This is a genomic window from Acuticoccus kalidii (assembly GCF_021556395.1).
Taxonomy (GTDB): domain Bacteria; phylum Pseudomonadota; class Alphaproteobacteria; order Rhizobiales; family Amorphaceae; genus Acuticoccus; species Acuticoccus kalidii.
In genome coordinates, this window is sequence record NZ_JAKGCS010000024.1 from 96,374 (window position 1) to 112,726 (window position 16,353).

General features: G+C 66.8%; 14 protein-coding genes. 8 read left to right on the forward strand and 6 right to left on the reverse strand.

Annotated elements, in window-relative coordinates; all coding sequences use genetic code 11:
* Window positions 1–12: 12 nt before the first annotated feature.
* From L1787_RS13910 to L1787_RS13920, 3 genes are all read right to left on the reverse strand, one after another.
* The gene (locus L1787_RS13910) at window positions 13–1,539 is read right to left on the reverse strand and encodes a Ppx/GppA family phosphatase (RefSeq protein ID WP_235709443.1); all 1,527 of its coding nucleotides are present in this window, start codon (window positions 1,537–1,539) and stop codon (window positions 13–15) included.
* A 5-nt stretch (window positions 1,540–1,544) separates the two neighbouring features.
* Window positions 1,545–3,671 (reverse strand): RNA degradosome polyphosphate kinase, encoded by a 2,127-nt coding sequence (locus L1787_RS13915; protein WP_235710037.1) that lies wholly within the window; start codon window positions 3,669–3,671, stop codon window positions 1,545–1,547.
* Between the two features lie 96 nt (window positions 3,672–3,767).
* The gene (locus L1787_RS13920) at window positions 3,768–4,430 is read right to left on the reverse strand and encodes a P-loop NTPase family protein (RefSeq protein ID WP_235709444.1); all 663 of its coding nucleotides are present in this window, start codon (window positions 4,428–4,430) and stop codon (window positions 3,768–3,770) included.
* A gap of 213 nt (window positions 4,431–4,643) precedes the next feature.
* Between L1787_RS13920 and purM the strand changes: the two genes are divergently transcribed.
* The gene (gene purM / locus L1787_RS13925; RefSeq protein WP_235709445.1) at window positions 4,644–5,690 is read left to right on the forward strand and encodes a phosphoribosylformylglycinamidine cyclo-ligase; all 1,047 of its coding nucleotides are present in this window, start codon (window positions 4,644–4,646) and stop codon (window positions 5,688–5,690) included.
* 2 nt (window positions 5,691–5,692) lie between these two features.
* Window positions 5,693–6,379, forward strand: a complete 687-nt coding sequence (purN, locus tag L1787_RS13930; protein WP_235709446.1) for a phosphoribosylglycinamide formyltransferase — start codon at window positions 5,693–5,695, stop codon at window positions 6,377–6,379.
* A gap of 128 nt (window positions 6,380–6,507) precedes the next feature.
* On the opposite strand, the gene L1787_RS13935 is transcribed toward purN, so the two are convergent.
* Window positions 6,508–8,616, reverse strand: coding sequence for a molybdopterin oxidoreductase family protein (locus tag L1787_RS13935; protein WP_235709447.1), 2,109 nt, complete (start codon window positions 8,614–8,616; stop codon window positions 6,508–6,510).
* Window positions 8,617–8,659: 43 nt separating this feature from the next.
* Window positions 8,660–9,190 (reverse strand): GNAT family N-acetyltransferase, encoded by a 531-nt coding sequence (locus tag L1787_RS13940; RefSeq protein ID WP_235709448.1) that lies wholly within the window; start codon window positions 9,188–9,190, stop codon window positions 8,660–8,662.
* Between the two features lie 71 nt (window positions 9,191–9,261).
* Here L1787_RS13940 and L1787_RS13945 point away from each other — a divergent pair, with 71 nt between their 5' ends.
* The 6 genes from L1787_RS13945 (at window position 9,262) to L1787_RS13970 (ending at window position 15,778) form a co-directional block, all read left to right on the forward strand.
* Window positions 9,262–10,167: an AAA family ATPase gene (locus L1787_RS13945; RefSeq protein ID WP_235709449.1), complete on the forward strand. Its 906-nt coding sequence runs from the start codon at window positions 9,262–9,264 to the stop codon at window positions 10,165–10,167.
* A 94-nt stretch (window positions 10,168–10,261) separates the two neighbouring features.
* Window positions 10,262–10,747 carry a MarR family winged helix-turn-helix transcriptional regulator gene (locus L1787_RS13950; RefSeq protein ID WP_235709450.1) on the forward strand — a complete coding sequence of 162 codons (486 nt, stop codon included), beginning with the start codon at window positions 10,262–10,264 and terminating at the stop codon, window positions 10,745–10,747.
* Window positions 10,748–10,750: 3 nt separating this feature from the next.
* A complete protein-coding gene (locus L1787_RS13955; RefSeq protein ID WP_235709451.1) occupies window positions 10,751–11,938 on the forward strand; it encodes a vWA domain-containing protein in 1,188 nt (395 codons plus the stop codon).
* Window positions 11,939–12,207: 269 nt separating this feature from the next.
* A complete protein-coding gene (locus L1787_RS13960; protein ID WP_235709452.1) occupies window positions 12,208–14,175 on the forward strand; it encodes an aq_1923 C-terminal domain in 1,968 nt (655 codons plus the stop codon).
* A gap of 123 nt (window positions 14,176–14,298) precedes the next feature.
* Window positions 14,299–14,586 carry a DUF1294 domain-containing protein gene (locus L1787_RS13965; RefSeq protein ID WP_235709453.1) on the forward strand — a complete coding sequence of 96 codons (288 nt, stop codon included), beginning with the start codon at window positions 14,299–14,301 and terminating at the stop codon, window positions 14,584–14,586.
* A 298-nt stretch (window positions 14,587–14,884) separates the two neighbouring features.
* The gene (locus L1787_RS13970; protein ID WP_235709454.1) at window positions 14,885–15,778 is read left to right on the forward strand and encodes a sugar kinase; all 894 of its coding nucleotides are present in this window, start codon (window positions 14,885–14,887) and stop codon (window positions 15,776–15,778) included.
* Between the two features lie 20 nt (window positions 15,779–15,798).
* Here the strand turns inward: L1787_RS13970 and L1787_RS13975 are convergent, their stop codons facing one another.
* Complete coding sequence (locus L1787_RS13975) at window positions 15,799–16,329, reverse strand: gamma carbonic anhydrase family protein (protein ID WP_235709455.1); 531 nt, start codon at window positions 16,327–16,329, stop codon at window positions 15,799–15,801.
* Between the last annotated feature and the right edge of the window lie 24 nt (window positions 16,330–16,353).

The following is a 16,353-nucleotide window of genomic DNA, read 5'->3' on the forward strand; positions in this document are numbered from 1 at the left end:
GCCGGCCCCACCTCATTCGATGCGGATCATCCCCTGCCCGCCGATCTGCTTGGCGAACTGACGCATCCGCCGCAACGGCCGCTCGCCCTCGATCGCGGCGAGATCGCGCGGGAGATAGAGAACGAAATCCTTGCCGTCCCACTCCACCCGCGTGCGCGGCAAGATCCCCGGAACGCCCGGCGACAGCACATAGGCGATGCGGAAGGCCGCCGCGAGGAAGCGCGCCCGCTCCTGCAACGCCTTCGAGCACAGGATGTCGGCCGAATGCTGGCCCGACGGATCGGCGAGCCCGCCATAACGGTCGTGCAGAACGAGGGCGAGGAAGCCCCGGCCGGCATGGTCGACCCCGTAGAGCGCCGCGTTGGAGACGATCGCGAGCGCCTGATCGCCGCGATAATCGGGATGGGCGCGCCAGCCGATATCGGAGAGGAGGCAGGCGGCGACGCGAAGGCGCTGCTCGTCCTCGCTTTCCTCGATGCCGAGGGCGCGGAAGACGGCGCCGGACCATTCGACGAGCTCGGCCGAATGCTGCGGCGAGCGACTGCGCAGGAGCGCGAGCTCCTCCGTCGCGAGAAGCAGCGGATCGCGCCGCTTCTCCGCCTCGCCGAGCGTCGAATAGAGGAGACCCTCGCGCACGCCGAGCGCGGAGGCGACGATCGATGTCGGCCGGCCCTGCCGGATGATCGTCTGCAAGGCCGCCGCGCCCCACGGAAGCAGCGGACGCCGCCCCTTCGAGACGACGCCGGCATGGGACATCGTGTCGAGACCGTCGCGCAGCAGCCTGGCGCAAAACTCCGACATCTCGGCCGCGTCGACGCTATAATGGTGCATGATCGAGATCGGATAATCCGTCTCGGCCATATGCAGCCGCACCAGCGAACGCCAGGTGCCGCCGACCGCGTAGAAGGGCCGCCCCGCCAGAAGCGGGAGCTGACGCGAGGCGCCGAGCGTCTCCTCGAGGATCGCGACGCCGCGGGGCAGGTTGTTCTTCGCATCGCCTTTGAGGCGCAACGTGCCGAGGGGAAAGCTTTCCCCCGCCCCGAGATTGGCCTCCGTCAGGTCGATCAACTCGAGCGAGCCGCCGCCGAGATCGCCGACCAGCCCATCCGCCCGCCAAAAGCCGCACAGGACGCCGTTCGCGGCCATCGTGGCCTCTTCCGACCCGTCGAGCACGCGCACGCCGATCCCGGAAATGGCCTCGATCTCGCGGATGAAGTCCGGTCCGTTCGAGGCATCGCGCGCCGCTGCGGTCGCCACGATGGTGACATCCTGCACCGAAGCCGCCTTGACGATCGCCATGAAGCGGCGGATCGCGGCGAGCGCGCGCTCCATCGCCTCGTCCGAGATCCGCCCCGTCTCGGCCAGTCCTTCACCGAGCGCGGCGAGGACCTTTTCGTTGAAGAGAACCGTCGGCGCCCGGCAGGCGTGCTCATAGAGCACCAGGCGAACGGAGTTGGAGCCCACGTCGACGACACCGACGACGCCGCTGCCCATCCGTCGGCCGCGCGGCATCCCGGCGGCCTGGGAGAGTTCACCCATCACGCTCAATGGGGAGGCAACGCGAAGGTCTTGGGCGAGGAGAGCTCGAGCGCCCGCCCCCGACCCGAGAGCGACGGATTGGTCATGAAATAATAGTGCGCATTCACAGGCTCTTCGCCCTCCCCGCGGATCACGCGCTGGTGCCCGCCATCCGGCAGAACGCTCCAGCTTTGTTCATTGTCACGCAGGTTTGCGACCATGATTTGGTCGAGGATCTGCGCATGGACCGTGTCATTGTCGATCGGAACGAGTGTTTCGACCCGGCGATCGAGGTTACGCGGCATGAGGTCAGCCGACCCGATATAGATAACGGCGTTCGGCGACGGCAGATCCGAACCATTGCCGAAACAGAAGATGCGGCTGTGTTCCAGGAAGCGGCCGATGATCGACTTGACCCGGATATTTTCCGACAACCCCCTGACGCCCGGCCTCAGACAGCAGATCCCCCGGACGACGAGATCGACCTCGACCCCGGCGGCCGACGCATCATAGAGGGCGTCGATGATCCGGGCGTCGACGAGGGAGTTCATTTTCATCCAGATCGCGCCATGGCGCCCCGCCTTCGCGTGGCCGATCTCGGCCTCGATATGGTCGAGGATGCGCTTGCGCAGCGTAATCGGCGACACCGCGAGACGGGACAGCTCCGCCGGCTCGGCATAACCGGTGATGAAGTTGAAGACCCGCGCGACGTCCTGGGCGATCACCGGATCGGCGGTGAAGAAGGACAGATCGGTGTAAATCTTCGCGGTGATCGGGTGATAATTGCCCGTCCCGATATGGACGTAGGTGGCAAGCCGCCCGCTCTCGCGCCGCACCACCATCGAAAGCTTGGCGTGTGTCTTCAGCTCCAGAAAACCAAACACCACCTGAACGCCCGCCCGCTCCAGATCGCGCGCCCAGCGGATATTCGCCTCCTCGTCGAAGCGCGCCTTGATCTCGATGAGCGCGGTCACCGACTTGCCGGCCTCGGCCGCGGCGATGAGGGCGGCGACGATGGGGCTGTCGTTCGAGGTGCGGTAGAGCGTCTGCTTGATCGCCACCACATCGGGATCGGCGGCGGCCTGGGCGATGAATTGGACCACCACATCGAAGGATTCGTAGGGGTGGTGGATCACCATGTCCTTGGTGCGGATCGCGGCGAAACAGTCCCCGCCTTGGTCGCGCACGCGCTCGGGAAAACGCGGCGTATAGGGCTGGAATTTGAGATCCGGCCGATCGAGCGAGACGAGCTGCGACAGATCCTTCAGCGCGAGCATTCCGTCGACCACCATCATCCCGCTTTCGTCGACGCCGAGCGCGGAGGCGACGAAGGCGCGCAGGTCCTCCGGCATCGAGGATTCGGTCTCGAGGCGGATCACGCTGCCGCGCCGGCGCCGCTTCAACGCGCTCTCGAAGGTGCGCACGAGATCTTCGGCCTCTTCCTCGATTTCGAGATCGCTGTCGCGAATGACGCGGAAGGAGCCGGTCGAAAGGATCTCGTGTGCCGGAAAGAGACGGTGAAGGTGAAGGCGGATCGCGTTGCCGAGCGCGATGAAGCGCTGCGTCGTCCCTTCGCTCTCGAGCCGCAAGAAACGCTCCACCTGGGCCGGAATGCGCACCAAGGCGACGCGCTTCTCTCCCTCGGGCGCCTTCAACATCAGCGCGAGCGAGAAGCCGAGATTGGGAATGAAGGGGAAGGGATGTGCCGGATCGATGGCAAGGGGCGTCAGAACCGGAAAGACATGGGTGAGGAACGTCTGCTCGAGCCCTTCGAGCTCACGCTCGCTGAGGCTGTCGAGGGCGGCGATCTCGATACCGGCGTTAGAGAGATCGTCCCGCAATTGAAGGAATTGCTGCTGTTGCTGGGCCTGGAGATCGGCGACCGCGGCGTTGATCTTGGCGAGCTGCTCGGACGGGGTGAGGCCGTCATCGCTGATCGCATCGACGCCGGCACGGACCTGGGCGATGATACCGGCGACGCGGACCATCAAAAATTCGTCGAGATTGTTGGCCGAGATCGACAGAAAGCGGAGCCGCTCCAAGAGCGGATGATGCGGATTGGCGGCCTCTTCGAGGACGCGCTCATTGAAGGAAAGCCAGGAAAGCTCACGATTGATGAAGCGCGCGGGACTGGACCTCAGCGCATCGTCCATGTCGTGACGTAAAGAAACGCTGGGCGGCGCGTCCGGCGCCTCCAGAGTTGCCGTATCCGCTGCCATGTCTGTTCCCCGCATTGGCGTTCCGCCGGGCTATGGCACAATGTTGTCCGATGGTGAACCGCTCTCGCGCAACACTCTTGCCGCAAGTGGCCGTGTCGGGGGGCGACGCTCGGCGAGGCCGGTCTTGTCCATCTCCTCGACGACCTGACAGGCGGCGTGAAGCGTCCGCTCCATCCGCGCCATGAGAAAGGTGACGACGGCGGGATCGGCCGGGAGCTGGCGGGCGATGAAGGCGTCCAGCAAAACGCGGCGAAGGAGCGCATCGTCGGGCGCGTCGAGCGCCACCTCCGGCACCGCGCGAAGGCGTGAGGCGAGGTCGGCGAGGCGGATATTGGCGCGGGTCGTTCCGGTCAGCAGGAGCGTCGAATTGGCCGCCCGCACCGCGTTGATGAGATGGAACAGCGCCTGTTCGTCGACATTTTCGATATCGTCGACCGCGACCGGCCCCGTCGCGATCGCGACCGCGTTCTCGCCCGTCAACGCCGGGCCCGGCACCACGAGCCCGCCCGACAGGTCCGCGAAGGCGTGTGCGAGATGGGTCTTGCCCGATCCTCGCGGACCGCGCACCATCACGATCGGATGCGGCCAGCGCGGCCAATCGTCCAAGATTCGATAGGCGTCCTCGTTGCTGCGCGAGATCACCGTCTCCGGCGGCGCGGCAGGTATGCCAAGATCGAGGGCAAGCTGTTCCATCACCCATCCGTCGCACGGGACGCGGCCGAAATCCGCCGCTCACCCCGCAACCACTCTAGTCCAAGCGGGGCGAGATGCTCCGACCTCGCACCGCCACACCCGCTTTCAACAAGGGGACTGCGGACCCCCTGTTGATAAGCCTCACTTTCCATCGGCGTCGAACCGTGGCACTTGCGCGCGGGTCAACCCCTTTTCTCACGAGGTCGCCCCGCTATGAGCGAGAGCCCCCGCGCCCAATATGCCGCCGCCGGTGTCGATGTCGATGCCGGGGAGGCGCTCGTGGAGCGCATCAAGCCCCTCGCCGCCACGACTGCCCGCGCCGGGTCCAAGCCGTCGCTCGGCGGTTTTGGCGGCCTGTTCGATCTCGGCGCGGCGGGACATGGCGATTCCCTTCTCGTCGCCTCGACCGATGGTGTGGGCACCAAGCTGCGCCTCGCGATCGATCTCGGCATCCACACCGGCGTCGGGATCGATCTCGTCGCCATGTGCGTGAACGACGTTCTCGCCCAGGGCGCCGAGCCGCTCTTCTTCCTCGACTATTACGCCACCGGCAAGCTCGACGTGCCGGTCGCGGCGGACGTCGTCTCCGGGATCGCCGAGGGTTGCCGGCAGGCCGGCTGCGCCCTTGTCGGCGGCGAGACGGCCGAGATGCCCGGCCACTATCAGGGCGCGGACTATGACCTCGCCGGCTTCGTCGTCGGCGCGGTGAAGCGCGACCAGGTGCTCCCCCGCCCGACGATCGCGGCGGGCGACGCGCTGATCGGGCTCGCCTCGTCCGGCGCGCATTCCAACGGGTATTCGTTGATTCGCAAGATCGCGCGCGAACGCGGGTGGGACTTCGCCGCCCCCTTCGCCGGCGGAACGCTGGGTGAAGCGCTGATCGCACCGACGCGGATCTACGTGAAGCCCGTCCTCTCCGCCCTCGCCGAGCACGGCGCGGCCATCAAAGGCATCGCGCACATCACCGGCGGCGGCATCACCGGCAACGTGCCGCGCATGTTGCCCGACACGCTCGCCGCCGAGATCGACCGCGGCGCGATCTTCGAGAACCCCGTGATGGAGTTCCTCGCCCGCGAAGGCGGCCTCGACGCCGAGGCGATGGAGGCGACCTTCAATTGCGGGGTCGGCCTCGTCCTCGCCGTGGCGCCCGAGGCGGCGGACCCGGTGATCGCAACGCTGACCGACGCCGGCGAGACCGCCGCCCGTCTCGGCACGGTGACGGCGCGCGGCGCGGACGGCGCCGCCTGCATCATCCGCTGATCATGACCGAGAAGACCCCTATCGCCGTCTTCGTGTCCGGGCGCGGGAGCAATTTCCTCGCGCTCGCCGAAGCGGCGGCCGACCCCGCCTATCCCGCCCGCATCGCCCTCGTCGTCTCCGACAAGCCGGACGCGGCCGCCCTCACCCGCGCCGCCGAGATCGGCATCGCGACCGCCGTCGTCGAGCGGCGCGGCCATCCCTCGAAGGCGAGCTTCGACGCCGCGCTCGAGGCCGAAGTCCTCAAGGCGGGCGCGCAACAGATCTGCCTCGCCGGTTTCATGCGGATCCTCGGGCCGGAATTCGTCGGCCGGTGGGAGGGGCGGATGCTCAACATCCATCCCTCGCTGCTGCCGTCTTTTCGCGGCCTCGAAACCCATAGGCGGGCGCTCGAAGCCGGCGTGAAGTTCCACGGCGTCACCGTCCACCTCGTGACGGCCGAGCTCGATGACGGCCCGATCATCGCCCAGGCGGCAATCCCGGTCCTGCCGGACGACACCGAGGACACCCTTGCCGCCCGCGTCCTTGGGGCCGAGCACAAGCTCTATCCCGCGGCACTTGCGGTCCACCTCTCGGGTGCGGCGCACAAGCCGCTCGCCGCCGTGCACTTCAACCCGCCCCTCTGGGAGCTTCAACACAGCGAGGACCAGAGCGCCCTCGCCCTCTTCCAGGATCCCCCGACGGACGGTTGAGCGAGCCGCAGACCGCCGGCGACCGGCGGCCTTTCCTCGAGCCAGCCCGCCGGCGACCAGCGGCCGTTCCTCGAGCCCGCCGGCGACCGCCCCTTTCCTCAGGTCCGCCGGCGACCGGCGGCGCTCCCTCAAGCCGTCTCGGCGACCATTGCCAGCGCGTCGGCGCCGGCGCGTTCGAGGCGCACGCTGTTGTCGTGAAAAGCCGCCCCGCCATAGGGCGCCATCGCGTCCGCGCCCGTCAGCGTGTTGATGCCCTTTCCATCGACGAAAGCCTCATTCGGGTAGAGGCCCTCGCACACGAGCGTTCCGCGCCCGACGCCATCGAAGAGCTTTGCCGTGACGAGCACCGCGCCCCGCCCGTTGGACAGGCGCACGAGAACCCCGTCGGCGATCCCCATCGGCGCCGCGTCCTCCGGGTGGACGAGGACGGCGGGCGCCCCCTCGCGCTTTTGCGATCCGGGCGTCTCGTTGAAGGTCGTGTTGAGGAAGGAGCGCGCTGGCGCCGTCACCAGGCGGAACGGGCGATCCTCGCTCGCCCGGTCGATGACGTCCCAATGATCGGGAAAGACCGGCATTTCGGTATAGGGGCCCATGGGGCCGTTATTGGGGGCGGGCGTCGCCGTCCAGTTCGGGCGGAAATGGAAGCGCCCGTCGGCATGGGCGAAGCCGTTCACATAATGCGCCTCCTCGAAGGAGGGCTGGCAGTCGATCCAGCCGTCGCGCTCGAGGGCGGCGCTGTCATAGCCGGAGGCGTCGAGCATCCACTTGATGTGCTCGCGCGGGGTCATGTGGAAGCCCGGATGCTCCGCCCCGACGCGCCGCGCGATTTCCTTCTGGACATAATCGTTCTCGCGGCACTCACCCGGCGCGTCCACGAGCTTGGGGCCGAGGAGGATGTATTGATGCCCGCCGCCTTTGTAGATGTCGTCATGCTCGGTGAACATCGTCGCCGGGAGGACGATATCGGCCATCCGCGCGGTCTCGGTCATCACCTGCTCGTGCACCGCGAGGAAGAGGTCCTCGCGCGCAAAACCGCGCCGCACGCTCTCCTGCTCGGGGGCGACCACCATCGGGTTGGTGTTCTGGACGAGCATCGCGGCGACCTCGGGCCCACCCTGTAGCGCCTCCGCGTCGCCGGTGAGGATGCGGCCGATCTGGGACTGGTCGAGCCGCCGCGTCGCCCGGTCGACGACGTCGGTCCCTTCGATCATCGTCTTGTCGAGGGTGTAGATCGCGCCGTTATTGTGGAAAGCGCCGCCGCCCTCGCGCTGCCAGACGCCGAGAACGGTCGCGATCGAGGCGGCCGCGTGCATCGCGACGACGCCGTTGCGCTGACGGGTGAAGCCGTAGCCGAGGCGGAAAAAGGTCCGCGCCGTCGTGCCGACGATCTTCGCGAAGGCCTCGATCTCCTCCACCGACAGGCCGGTGATGGCGGCGGCCCATTCCGGCGTGCGGGTCGCGAGATGGGCCTCGAGCCCGGCCGGATCATCGGCATAGCGGGCCATATAGGCCCGGTCGGCATACCCGTCGCGGAAGGCGACGTGCATGACGGCACAGGCGAGCGCCGCGTCGGTGCCCGGCCGCAGGATGAGGGCGAGATCGGCCTGCTTGGTCGTGTCGTTCGCATAGACGTCGACGACGACGATCTTCGCCCCGCGCGTCTTCCGGGCGTGGGCGGCATGGGTCATGACGTTGACCTGTGTCGCCACCGCGTTGGTGCCCCAGATGACGAGACAGTCCGCCTCACGCATTTCCCGCGGGTCGGGACCGGCAAGGCGCCCCGTTCCCGCGATATAGCCAGTCCACGCCCCGTTGGTGCAGATCGTATCGTATTGGCGCGAATAACCTTTGGCATGGCGAAGGCGGTGGATACCGTCGCGCTGCACGAGGCCCATCGTCCCGGCATAATGGTACGGCCATACCGCCTCCGCGCCGGCCTTCGCCTCCGCCGCGAGGAAGGCTTCGGCGATGCGGTCGAGCGCCTCCTCCCAGCCGATCGGGCGAAAATCCGTGCCGCCCTTCGGCCCGGTCCGCATCAGCGGCGTCATCAGACGGTCGGGATGATGGGCGCGCTCGGCATATCGGGCGACCTTCGCGCAGATCACTCCGGCGGTGTAGGCGTTGCCGCTCGCGCCGCGAATGCGGCCGATCTTGCCGTCTGCAACCTCGACCTCGAGGGCACAGGTGGAAGGACAGTCGTGCGGGCAGGCGGAGCGCTGGCGAAGTGGCGCGTTCATAACGGCTTCCGTCGACGTGGATGGAACGCCGCAGTCTACGCGATCATGTCAGGGCATCAAATGCCGGCGCGTATTCGATGGGAAGGTCGGCGGGAACGGGCTGCTCGGTGAGGAGCAGAGCCATGAAATGCGGGCTCTGATAACGCGACTTGAACGGCCGGGCCGCGTCGCGCGAAAAACCGAACCGGCGATAATAAGAGGGATCGCCGAGGAGAAAGACCGCCTGCCACGTGCCGGCGGCCCGCACCTTCTCGAGCGCCGCCTCGACGAGGCGCGAGCCGATCCCCCGTCGTTCGAGCGACGGTGAGACGCTGAGCGGCGCGAGGCCGAGCGCCGCGATTTCACTTCTCATTCGGGACAACATGATGTGCCCGACGACATTGTCGTCGAGCGTCGCAACGAGCGCGATCTCGGCATCTCCGTCCGCCCGGAGGGCTCTGACGAGGTCGGCCTCGCCCGCTCCGCCGAACGCGGCGCGGACGATCGCGTCCACCGGATCGTGATCATCGGGCCGTTCCTCCCGAACGATCAGGCGCTCCGGCGCCGTTCTACTGTTGTCCTTTGGCAAGTCCATGCGCTACCCCTTGGGTTGACCGGCAACTCTCGCCGGCAGGTCCCCACCGTGCACAACACCAAAGGCCGAGCGTGAGCGCACTACCCACGTCCATTGACGAGACCGAAACGCTCCTCGCGGGCGCCGACTATGTCGCCGATCGGTCTCTCGCCACCGTCCTCTATCTGGCGCTGAAGCTTCAGCGGCCGCTCTTTTTGGAAGGCGAAGCCGGAGTCGGCAAGACCGAAATTGCGAAGGTCCTCGCCGCCGCGCTCGGCCGCAAGCTGATCCGCCTACAATGCTATGAGGGTCTCGACCAGGCTTCGGCGCTTTATGAGTGGAATTATGCCGCTCAAATGCTCGCGATCCGCCAGGCCGAGGCGACGACCGGGGGAGAGGCCAACGTTTTTTCCGAGCACTTCCTCATCAAGCGCCCCATCCTCGAGGCGCTCGAGACCCCGCTCGAAGGCGCGCCCGTCCTCCTGATCGACGAGCTCGACCGGGCCGACGAAGCCTTCGAGGCCTTCCTCCTCGAGGTCCTCTCCGATTTCCAGGTGACAATTCCCGAATACGGCACCATCCGCGCCACCGAACCGCCGATCGTGATCATCACCACGAATCGCACGCGCGAAATTCACGACGCGCTTAAGCGGCGCTGCCTCTATCATTGGGTCGATTATCCGACGATGGCGCGCGAGCGCGAGATCGTGCGGCGCAAGGCCAAGGGGGCCGGCGACCGGCTCGCCAGCGAGGTCGTCGCCTTCGTTCAAATGTTGCGCCATGGCGATCTTTTCAAACCGCCCGGCGTCGCCGAAACGCTGGATTGGGCGCAGGCGCTCGCCGAGCTCGACCAGATGGTCCTCGAACCCGGCATCGCCGACGATACACTCGGCGTCCTCCTCAAATATCAGGACGATATCGCCAAGGTGCGTGGGTCAGAGGTCCAACGCATGATCGACGACATCAGGACGAGCGCCAACGCGCGCCCCGTCGCCTGACCGCGGCGGCCTTCGGGCCGGTGCGGTACGCGCAGACGAAGCTCATTAAAAAACGACAACGACATAAACAGATGCTTTTCGTTCAGGCCCATTCATGTTTTGCAAGACGACGTCCGCCGGCTATCTCGCCAACCATTGTGCCCGCCTTTTCGTCCTCGCCTTTGCGGCGCGGATCCAACCCTTCGGCCTCGTGGCCGGCCAATTTCCCGTCCTCCTCGAATTGTGGGACACCGACGGCCTGACGCAAAAGGAGCTCGTGGAGCGGACCGACGTCGAGCAGGCGACGATGGCGAACACCCTCGCCCGCATGGAACGCGACGGGCTGATCCGGCGCACGCCCCATCCGAGCGATCGGCGCGCCCAACTCGTCTGGCTGTCCGACCGGGCGAAGATGATCAAGGATCCCGTGATCTCCGCGGCGATCGAGCAGAACGACATTGCGCTCGGCCGGCTTTCCGACGCGGAGCAGGAACTCTTCATCGCGCTGCTGCGTCGTGTCGTGGACACCTTGCGCGCCGAACGGCCCCGCGCCCGCGAGCGTCAGGAGCTCGAGAACACCGCCAAAGGCCATCCAGGATGAGGCATGACGACAGCCGCTGACGAGACGCAGGCCCCGAACGGCGAACGCGGTCACCTTCACGAGAACATCGCGATGTTCACCCGCGTCCTGCGCGATTCGGGCCTGCCAGTCGGGCCTGCCCACGCAATCGACGCGGTGCGCGCGGTCGAGGTCGCGGGCGTACGCTCCCGCGCCGATGTCCGGGCCGCGCTGCAGGCCGTGTTCGTTCACAAGCGCGATCAGATCGCCGTGTTCGACGCCGCCTTCGACGCCTTCTTTCGCGGCCGCAACCTCCTCGACAAGATGATGGAGCTCTTGTCGCCCGTCGCCGACGAGCGCGCCCCCGCGCAAAAGCCGCGGGCGGCGGCGGCGCGCGTCAATGCCGCGCTGAGCCCGCCCAAACGCGACGACCGGACGAGCCATCAGGAGGTCGAGATCGACGCGCGCCTCACGGCGTCCGACGACGAGATCCTGCGGACCAAGGACTTCGCGCAGATGACGGCGGCCGAGCTCGACCGCGCGCGTCAGGCGATCGCCCGCCTTGCCTTCGACGCCGATCGCGTCCGCACCCGGCGCCATGTCGCCTCCCCGCGCGGCCGCTTCGACCCGCGCCGCTCGATGCGCGCGGCGATGCGCACCGGCGGCGAGATGATCGTGCCGCGGCGGACCGAACGGGCGGTGAAACCGCCGCCGGTGGTGGCGCTCTGCGATATTTCCGGCTCGATGGCCGACTATTCGCGCATCATGCTCCATTTCCTCCACGCGCTCGGCGAACGGCGGCGCGTGACGACCTTCCTGTTCGGCACACGCCTTACCAACGTCACGCGCTCCCTCTCCCGGCGCGATCCCGACGAGGCGCTCGCTTTATGCGCCACCCAGGTCGAGGACTGGTCCGGCGGCACGCGCATCGGCACATCGCTCGAAGCGTTCAACCGCGACTGGTCGCGCCGGGTTCTCTCCGGCGGGCCGATCGTCCTCCTCGTCACCGACGGGCTCGAGCGCGACACGGACACCTCGACACTCGCGCGCGAGGCCGACCGCTTGCATCGATCCTGCCGCAGGCTCCTCTTCCTCAATCCGCTGTTGCGCTATGACGGATTCGAGGCGCGGGCGCGCGGCATCCGCACGTTGATCCCGCTTGTCGACGCCATGCTGCCGATCCACTCGGTGGAGAGCGTCGCCGACCTCGCCCGCGTCCTCACCGAGACGTGAGGCGAGGAAGCTGTGGTTCGATAGGAAAAAAGCTTCCCCTCGCGGCCTTCGATCACCATTCGACCATGATTGACGGATCACGTGCCCGCTCAAAGCGGCCTGAGCCCTCCATTCGGCTCGGAAGGTCATTCTTCGATGGCACAAGCAACGATTGACGGCGGGTTGGTTCGTACCGAAATCCGTGGCAAGTAACAGCGACGGCGCCCGCCTCAAAAAGGGACTAATCCATGCGTCTCCGATACATCACATCAGCACTGACTGTCGCGGTCGTGAGTGTGCCCGCAGCCTACGCGCAATCCGGGTCTTTCGACGCGGCGGCAGCGGTCGAAACCTTCCTGACCGATGCGTCGAGCTATGGCGCCGAAAGTGCGAGCGTCGGCGGGGTGACGTCGTCGGGCGATGTCGTCACCGCCTCCGACGTGACGTGGACATGGGCCTCCACCGTCGGCGAGGAGAACGAAGAGGTGACCGTCAACGTGACGTTCACCGCGCCGAGCGTTGAGATCGAAGGCCTCATGGAAACGGCCGACGGTTATGGCGCCGCCCGCATCGCGATCCCTGAGATGGCGCTGAACATCGAGACGACGGGCACCGAGGAGGCGTTCAAATACGACGTCACCGCGACCGACTACGAGATCGTGAACGGCAGCTGGCAAGCGTTCCCGACGATCGCGGACGACGAATCGGCCCCCGTGTCCCGCTTCGCGCCGCTCGTCGACTGGGCGGTGCACCAGTCCTATGACAGCTCGTCGATCAGCAAGCTGACCGGCAACATCATCGTCGCCGGGGACGTGCAGGAACTGTCCTACGGCCCGGTCACCGTCGGCCCGGTCAGAGACGGCGTCCACGAATCGTTCGAGTATGGCCCGATCGAGTCGACGCAGACGACCGAGATTCCGAACGAGGACGGCACGTCGACTTCCGTCGATATCGCGATCAATTACGGCGCCTCGCGCGGCAAGGATCTCGACATCCGCCCGTTCGCGGCGTTTCTCACCGGCACCGGCGCCACCGACGGCCCGCAGCCGATGATCGGCCTCATCGAGCTTGATAGTATGAGCATGAGCGGCGGCGACATGTTCAACCTGTCGATCGGCAAGAACACGATCGAGAACATCACCGTCGACCCGAGCCACGGCCCGCTCCTCGAAAAGCTCGATTCCTTCGTTCTGGCGCTCGAAGCCGACGAGGAACCCGATCCGCAGGCCATGGCGACGCTCATGATGGACGTCTATGGCGCGTTCGGCATCGGCAAATACGGGATGGACGACATCACCATCTCGACGCCCGAAGGCACCGCTGGGCTCGAAAGCGTCACGATCGAGGATCTGAGCGCCGCCGGCCTCGGCCTCCTGTCGGTCAACGGTTTCAGCATGGACGCGACCGAGGGCACAGGCTCGCTCGGCACGTTCGAGCTCGCGGACCTCGTGTTCCCCGAGCGCGAGGCGTTCGTGAACATGATGCTCAGCAACATGATGGGCATGCCCTCCGACCTGCAGACGACCCTCGGCGCGATGCCCTATCTCGGCCGCATCACGGTGAAGGATCTCGACATCACGACGCCCTCCGGCGAGGTGAAGCTCGGCCTCTTCGAGAACAAGCTCGAGGACTATGTGCCGCCGATCCCGACCAACATCTCGATCGAGTTGAAGGGCCTCGAACTGCCGGCCGCCCTCCTGCCCGATCCGCAATCCCAGATGATGGCGCGCGCGATGCAGCTCGACCCGGTCAAGGCCGACGGCACCATCAAGCTGCGCTGGGACGAGGACACGCAGCGCGTCGAGCTCGACAAGGACATCGACGTCGACGGTGTGGGCCGGATCCAAGCGGATGCGACGCTCTCCGGCATCCCCAAGCTGATCTTCGAGAACCCCTCCCGCGCCAATGAGGCGGTCGCCACCGCCGCGGTGAATTCGCTGAGCGCGACCTTCACCGACGAGGGCGTCACGCGCTTCATTCTCGGCATGATCTCCGAGCAGGCCGGCGTGCCGGCCGAGCAGATCGTCGAGGGGATCGCGCAGCAAGCCTCGATGCAGGTCGCGATGGTCACGGGCGACGAGCAGCTCAGCAGCGAGGTCTCCGACACGCTGTCGACCTTCCTCAACGACCCGGAAACGCTGTCCTTCACGGCAAGCCCCGCCGCGCCGGTCGCGGTCGCGCAGATCATCGGCGCGGCGATGACGGCACCGCAGGCGCTGCCCGGCCTCCTCAATCTGTCCCTGTCGGCCAACCAGTAAGGCCCCGCGCCTCGACCGACGGACACGACGGCGCCCGCGCCTCGACCGACCACCACGGACGCCCTGCCGGACTTCCGGCAGGGCGTTTTCCGTCCCGCCCCCGACGCTGTTCAGAGTTCGACCTTGAGCCCTTTCCTTCTCCTCGCCGTCTGGCTCGTTCTCATCAACATCGTCGCCTTCGCGATCTTCGCGCGGGACAAGCGATCCGCGATCCGCGACCGACGCCGCGTCCCGGAGCGCGCTCTTCTGACCCTCGCCGCGATCGGCGGGGCGCCGGCGATGGTGGCGGGCTCGGCGATGATCCGCCACAAGACGCGCAAGCAGCCCTTCCGCGCGATCCTCCTGACGATCCTCGCTTTGCAGATCGTCCTCGCCGTCGCCGCGATCGCCTGGAGCGTCGGGCTCATCTAGCCGGACCACGATCCAAGGGGGCGACCTGCGGCCGATTGTGTTTCGGGACGCGCCGACAGCCTCCCCCCATTGCGCAATGCGAAAAGCTCGGCGACCCTAACGCGTCGCGCTCCGGTCGCCCCGATCCCTGCGAAGCGGATCGCGCCCGCTCAATCGGCGAAACAGGTCCGGCCGCTCGATCCATGACGGTTCGCGCCGGCCGACCGGCAACGGACGACAAACAGCGCGGCGACGACCAGCGCGACGACAGACGACACGTGAAGACAGACAACACGTGACGACAGACAAGGAGTGCGGGATGGAGGCCCTGTTCATCGGCCACGCCTATATCGACATCACTTTTCTCGCCGAGAGCCTGCCGACGGGCGACGACAAGACGATCGCCAACGACTATGCCGTCGCCTTCGGTGGCAATGCCGTCACGGCGGCCTTTTGCGCGGCGAAGCTCGGCCTCAAGGCGGAGATCCTGTGCCAGCAGGCCGATGACTGGCTCTCGCGCATGTTCCTCGAAATGGCCTCACGCGCCGGCGTTCCGGTCCACGGGCGCAAGGTGGCCGAATCGAGCCTTTCCTTCATCATGCCGAAGGACGGCAAGCGCGCCATCGTGCGCTGCCGTGACGACGAGTTTCGCCACCCCTTCCCGACCCTCAACCTCGAAGGCTGCCGCGGTCTCCACCTCGACGGGCACATGGCCGATGCGGCGCTGCATTATGCCAAGGTCTGCCGCGAGGCGGGGATGCTCACCTCCCTTGACGGAGGCTCGGCCCGACCCGGAACCGACGAGCTGCTCAATTATATCGACGTCGCGGTGATCTCGGAGCGGATGTGCGAGCAGATGCACCTCAACCCGCTCGCCATGCTCGATTATCTGCGCTCCAAGCACTGCAAGGTCGGCGCCGTCACCCTCGGCGAGCGCGGCCTCGTCTGGTACGAGGGGGATCAGGAGGCGCAGACGATGCCCGCCCTCGACGTCCCCGCCGACAAGGTGATCGACACCTCCGGCGCCGGCGATGTCTTCCATGGCGCCTATTTCTACTCCGCCCTGACGCGGCCGGAGCTGTCCTGGGCGGAGCATTTCGATTTCGCGCGCTCCGCCTCCGCCTTCGCGGTGCAGCATCTCGGAAACGAGGCCTCGTTGCCGACCCTTGAAGACATCGAGGCGATCCGCGCCTCCCTGCCCGAGGCGGCCTGAGGGCCGCCCCGCGTCAGGGGTCAGCCGATTTCGGTCAGCTTGCTCTGATAGCGCTGGAAGTTGCGGACATAGTGCGAGGCGGACTTCATCAGCCCCTCGCGCGTCTTCTCGTCGAGCTCCCGCACGACCTTGCCCGGCGCGCCGACGACGAGGCTGTTGTCCGGGATTTCCTTGCCCTCGGTGATCAACGCGCCGGCGCCGATCAGGCAATTGTCGCCGATCTTCGCCCCGTTGAGGATGATCGCCCCCATTCCGATCAGCGTGTTGTTGCCGATCGTGCACCCGTGAATGATCGCGCGGTGGCCGACCGTGCAGCCCGCGCCGATCGACACCGGATAGCCGGGATCGACGTGGATCATCGTGTGTTCCTGGATGTTGGTCCCGGTGCCGATGCGGATCGTCGTGTTGTCACCGCGCAGAACGGAGCCGAACCAGATGCCGACATCCTCCTCCAAGACGACATCGCCGATCACGTGGGCGCCGGGGGCCACCCAATAGGAATCGTGGCGGGGCAATGTGGGACGTTTGCCGTCGAGTTCGTAGATCGGCATCAAGATTTCCTTCCTCAGGGTGGC

What these genes read in the sequence shown, in the direction of transcription:
- L1787_RS13910 (WP_235709443.1), bottom strand. Translation starts at nt 1,539, where the DNA reads ATGGGTGAACTCTCCCAGGCCGCCGGGATGCCGCGCGGCCGACGGATG.
- L1787_RS13915 (WP_235710037.1), bottom strand. Translation starts at nt 3,671, where the DNA reads ATGGACGATGCGCTGAGGTCCAGTCCCGCGCGCTTCATCAATCGTGAG.
- L1787_RS13920 (WP_235709444.1), bottom strand. Translation starts at nt 4,430, where the DNA reads ATGGAACAGCTTGCCCTCGATCTTGGCATACCTGCCGCGCCGCCGGAG.
- purM (WP_235709445.1), top strand. Translation starts at nt 4,644, where the DNA reads ATGAGCGAGAGCCCCCGCGCCCAATATGCCGCCGCCGGTGTCGATGTC.
- purN (WP_235709446.1), top strand. Translation starts at nt 5,693, where the DNA reads ATGACCGAGAAGACCCCTATCGCCGTCTTCGTGTCCGGGCGCGGGAGC.
- L1787_RS13935 (WP_235709447.1), bottom strand. Translation starts at nt 8,616, where the DNA reads ATGAACGCGCCACTTCGCCAGCGCTCCGCCTGCCCGCACGACTGTCCT.
- L1787_RS13940 (WP_235709448.1), bottom strand. Translation starts at nt 9,190, where the DNA reads ATGGACTTGCCAAAGGACAACAGTAGAACGGCGCCGGAGCGCCTGATC.
- L1787_RS13950 (WP_235709450.1), top strand. Translation starts at nt 10,262, where the DNA reads ATGTTTTGCAAGACGACGTCCGCCGGCTATCTCGCCAACCATTGTGCC.
- L1787_RS13955 (WP_235709451.1), top strand. Translation starts at nt 10,751, where the DNA reads ATGACGACAGCCGCTGACGAGACGCAGGCCCCGAACGGCGAACGCGGT.
- L1787_RS13970 (WP_235709454.1), top strand. Translation starts at nt 14,885, where the DNA reads ATGGAGGCCCTGTTCATCGGCCACGCCTATATCGACATCACTTTTCTC.
- L1787_RS13975 (WP_235709455.1), bottom strand. Translation starts at nt 16,329, where the DNA reads ATGCCGATCTACGAACTCGACGGCAAACGTCCCACATTGCCCCGCCAC.